The 3,282-nt window shown below is 44.7% G+C and carries 5 protein-coding genes; all 5 read left to right on the top strand.

The window, feature by feature from the left end; genetic code table 11:
- Positions 1 to 790, top strand: a 790-nt coding sequence (locus tag BCT81_RS26675) for a substrate-binding domain-containing protein (RefSeq protein WP_241908283.1), incomplete at its 5' end; no start/stop codon positions are given.
- 196 nt (positions 791 to 986) lie between these two features.
- Entirely contained in the window at positions 987 to 1,685 is a 699-nt protein-coding gene (locus tag BCT81_RS26670) for an ABC transporter permease (protein ID WP_102426418.1), read from the top strand.
- A 10-nt stretch (positions 1,686 to 1,695) separates the two neighbouring features.
- The gene (locus BCT81_RS26665; RefSeq protein ID WP_008217897.1) at positions 1,696 to 2,415 is read left to right on the top strand and encodes an energy-coupling factor ABC transporter ATP-binding protein; all 720 of its coding nucleotides are present in this window, start codon (positions 1,696 to 1,698) and stop codon (positions 2,413 to 2,415) included.
- Entirely contained in the window at positions 2,393 to 2,977 is a 585-nt protein-coding gene (mobA, locus tag BCT81_RS26660) for a molybdenum cofactor guanylyltransferase MobA (protein ID WP_102426417.1), read from the top strand. Before BCT81_RS26665 ends, mobA begins: the two co-directional genes overlap by 23 nt.
- Positions 2,977 to 3,282, top strand: a 306-nt coding sequence (gene mobB / locus BCT81_RS26655; protein ID WP_102426416.1) for a molybdopterin-guanine dinucleotide biosynthesis protein B, incomplete at its 3' end; no start/stop codon positions are given. The genes mobA and mobB, both read left to right, overlap by 1 nt.

Genomic DNA, 3,282 nt, shown 5'->3' with positions numbered 1-3,282 from the left:
AACTATTGCAGCTCTATCTATCGTCAGTTACTCGGCTAGCAGCGCAGAAGACACCACACATATCAAGCTTGCGACAACGACAAGCACTTATCACTCAGGTCTTCTGGACTACCTACTGCCTGAATTCGAAAAAGATTCGGGTATCAAAGTCGATGTTTTAGCAGCGGGTACTGGTAAATCACTTCGCATGGGTGAAAACGGTGATGTGGATTTGGTGATGACACACGCACCAAAAGCAGAAGCTAACTTTGTTGAGAAAGGCTACGGCGTTTTACCTCGTAAATTGATGTACAACGACTTTGTGATCGTTGGCCCTGAAAGTGACCCAGCGAAAGTTGAATCTCAAAAAGCAGTGGCGGATGTATTTAAAGCGATTGCGACAAACAATGTAACGTTTGTGTCTCGAGGTGATGATTCAGGTACACATAAGAAAGAGATGGGTATCTGGGCTCAAACTAAGATGGAGCCAAACTTTGGCGGCTACCGCAGCGTTGGTCAAGGCATGGGCCCTACTCTAAACATGGCGTCAGAGATGCAAGGTTACACAATGACTGACCGTGGCACTTGGCTGGCTTACCAAAACAAATTGGATCTAAAAATCCTTTTCCAAGGTGACGAAAACCTATTCAACCCTTACCAAGTGATTCTAGTTAACCCAGAGCGTTACCCAAGCATTCACTACCAAGCAGCAAAAACGTTCAGCGATTGGTTGGTTAACCCTAAAGGTCAAAAGCTGATCAACGACTTTAAGCTGCACGGCAAGCAACTGTTTGTTGCGAGTGCTGAGTAGTTTGTCGCTCGCTACGTTGTGCTAAATAGGGTTAAAGGTTCACTCTTTGCCAAATAGCATTACGCTTAACGAGTCAGCAAACCAAACAAGTAAAGAAATAATAGCTGGCCAATAAGGCTCATTAATATTGTGTCAGCTATGATTAACATCAGTCATTACCGATAAAAACCTATTATCGATTCACACGAGATACTTCATGACCTTATGGCAAACAACGCTAGATGCATTGAATTTACTGGTGAATTTTGACCACGACCTGTGGCAAATTGTCGCGGTGTCCTTCAGCGTATCTTTGTCCGCCATCTCTCTGGTAATTGTTCCCTCTATCATCATGGCTTTCTTATTGGCCTACACGGAATTCCCTGGGAAATGGGCGTTACTCTCTATAATCAACACATTGCAAGCAATACCAACCGTGGTTATTGGCTTATTGATGTACATGATGCTCTCTCGTTCTGGCCCATTGGGCGACTGGCAATTGCTGTTCACTCAAAAGGCTATGATTCTAGGTCAGATGCTGATCTGCTTTCCTATTCTAGTTGCCATGATGCACGGTGCGCTGCAAGCCAGTGATCGCCGAGCTGTCGAAACGGCACGCACTCTGGGAGTTTCAACCACTCGCGTTGCCTGCACCTTGATTTGGGAAACTCGTTTTCCTCTACTGGCGGCAGTCATTGCTGCGTTTTCTCGCATCGTCACTGAAGTTGGTTGTTCAATGATGGTTGGCGGAAACATTATGGGAATGACAAGAAACATCCCTACCGCTATTGCAATGGAAAGTCACAAAGGTGCTTTCGCTCAAGGTGTGGCGTTAGGCATGGTTTTATTGGCATTGGCATTAGCCCTTAACTTTTTCCTTTCTAGTGTGAGAGGAAAAGGCTATTTAAGAACTTAGGAACGCTGTCATGAGTATAAAAATAACAACGCAGCAAATTTCAATGCGCTACAAAGAGCGTGTTTTGTTCCACATCCCTGAATTGTCGATCGGTCCGAACGATGCGATTTATCTTAAAGGCGATAACGGTGTAGGAAAAACCACTCTATTAAAAATTCTGTCTGGATTGATTAAGCCGACTTCTGGCCGTATTCAGTCACCGACACAAAGTTGGCAACATAACCTGTTCCCTAGACTAAAATTTAAAGACATCATCTATCTGCATCAAACGCCTTACCTATTTGATGGTTCTGTGTACCAAAATGTCGCTTATGGGATTCGCTTTAGTAAAGAGAGCCAAAAAGATAAGCGAGCTCAAATAATTAATGCGTTGAGGATGGTAGGTTTAGAAACCCTAGCAGATGAACACATTTCTGTGTTGTCTGGTGGTGAACGTCAACGCGTAGCAATGGCACGAGCTTGGATTCTCAAGCCATCAATTTTGCTGATGGACGAGCCAAGTGCTTCTTTAGACAAAGAATCTATTGAAAGATTGGTGATTATGGCCGAAGATCTTCTTCAGAGAGGCGCGAGTTTAGTCATTACCAGTCACCAAACCAACGCGTTAACCGATTTGTGCAAGAAGCAATGGTGGATCAAAGATAACACGCTAGCTGAGTCACCGCTTCTGCAAGTAATTAAAAAGAACAAAGCACAAGAGAATATTTATGCTGCTTCCAACGCAAACTAGTTGGGTTATTTTGGCTGGCGGACAAGCCAGCCGTATGGGCGGAAAAGATAAAGGACTCGTTGAGCTCAACGGTTCCCCGCTTATTCAATACGTTATAGACAAGCTGTCACAACAAGATGTCAGCATCACCATCAATGCCAACCGTAACCTCGACAGTTACCAAGCATTCGCTCCGGTTGTTTCCGATTCGTTCCCTGATTATCCGGGACCATTGGGCGGTATCCATGCTGGCCTTAAAAACGCGACCACTGATTGGGTCGGTTTTGTCCCATGTGACAGCCCACAAATCAGTGATGATCTTGTAGAGCGGTTTTGTTCGGCGGTAAAAGAAGACAGTGACATTCTTGTGGCTCACGATGGCGAATTCAAACAACCCGTGTTTACCCTATTCCACAAGCGTGTTCTTCCAAAGCTAGAAGCCTTTTTAGAACGTGGCGATCGCAAGATAATCTTGCTCTACAAAGAATGCGTCACTGAGTACGTCGACTTCAGCGATGCACCAAACTGCTTTGTAAACCTTAATACGCCAGAAGAACTCACCCAATTCGGAACGCTTCAATAATGAAAGATTCAAAACAACGCCCTAACCTGCCGTTATTAGGTTTCGCTGCCTACAGCGGTACAGGTAAAACAACTGTACTTGAAGCCCTGTTACCTTTGTTAACCGACGCAGGTTTGAAAGTTGGCGTTCTTAAACATGCTCACCACGATTTTGATGTCGATAAGCCGGGCAAAGACAGCTATCGCTTACGTAAAGCTGGTGCAAACCAAATGTTGATCAGCTCTCGTAACCGTCATGTAATGATGACAGAAACGCCAGAAGCCGAAGCTGACTTTGATTATCTGCTTACCCGTTTCGATACCAAC

Source organism: Vibrio sp. 10N.261.52.A1 (assembly GCF_002876325.1).
Classification (GTDB): Bacteria; Pseudomonadota; Gammaproteobacteria; order Enterobacterales; family Vibrionaceae; genus Vibrio; species Vibrio chagasii.
The sequence above is the reverse complement of the archived record's forward strand: the minus strand, read 5'-3'. Positions and strand labels throughout refer to the sequence as shown.

Excerpts from the sequence above, each read along its gene's own strand:
- BCT81_RS26670 (WP_102426418.1), top strand. The coding sequence starts at position 987 with ATGACCTTATGGCAAACAACGCTAGATGCATTGAATTTACTGGTGAAT.
- BCT81_RS26665 (WP_008217897.1), top strand. The coding sequence starts at position 1,696 with ATGAGTATAAAAATAACAACGCAGCAAATTTCAATGCGCTACAAAGAG.
- mobA (WP_102426417.1), top strand. The coding sequence starts at position 2,393 with ATGCTGCTTCCAACGCAAACTAGTTGGGTTATTTTGGCTGGCGGACAA.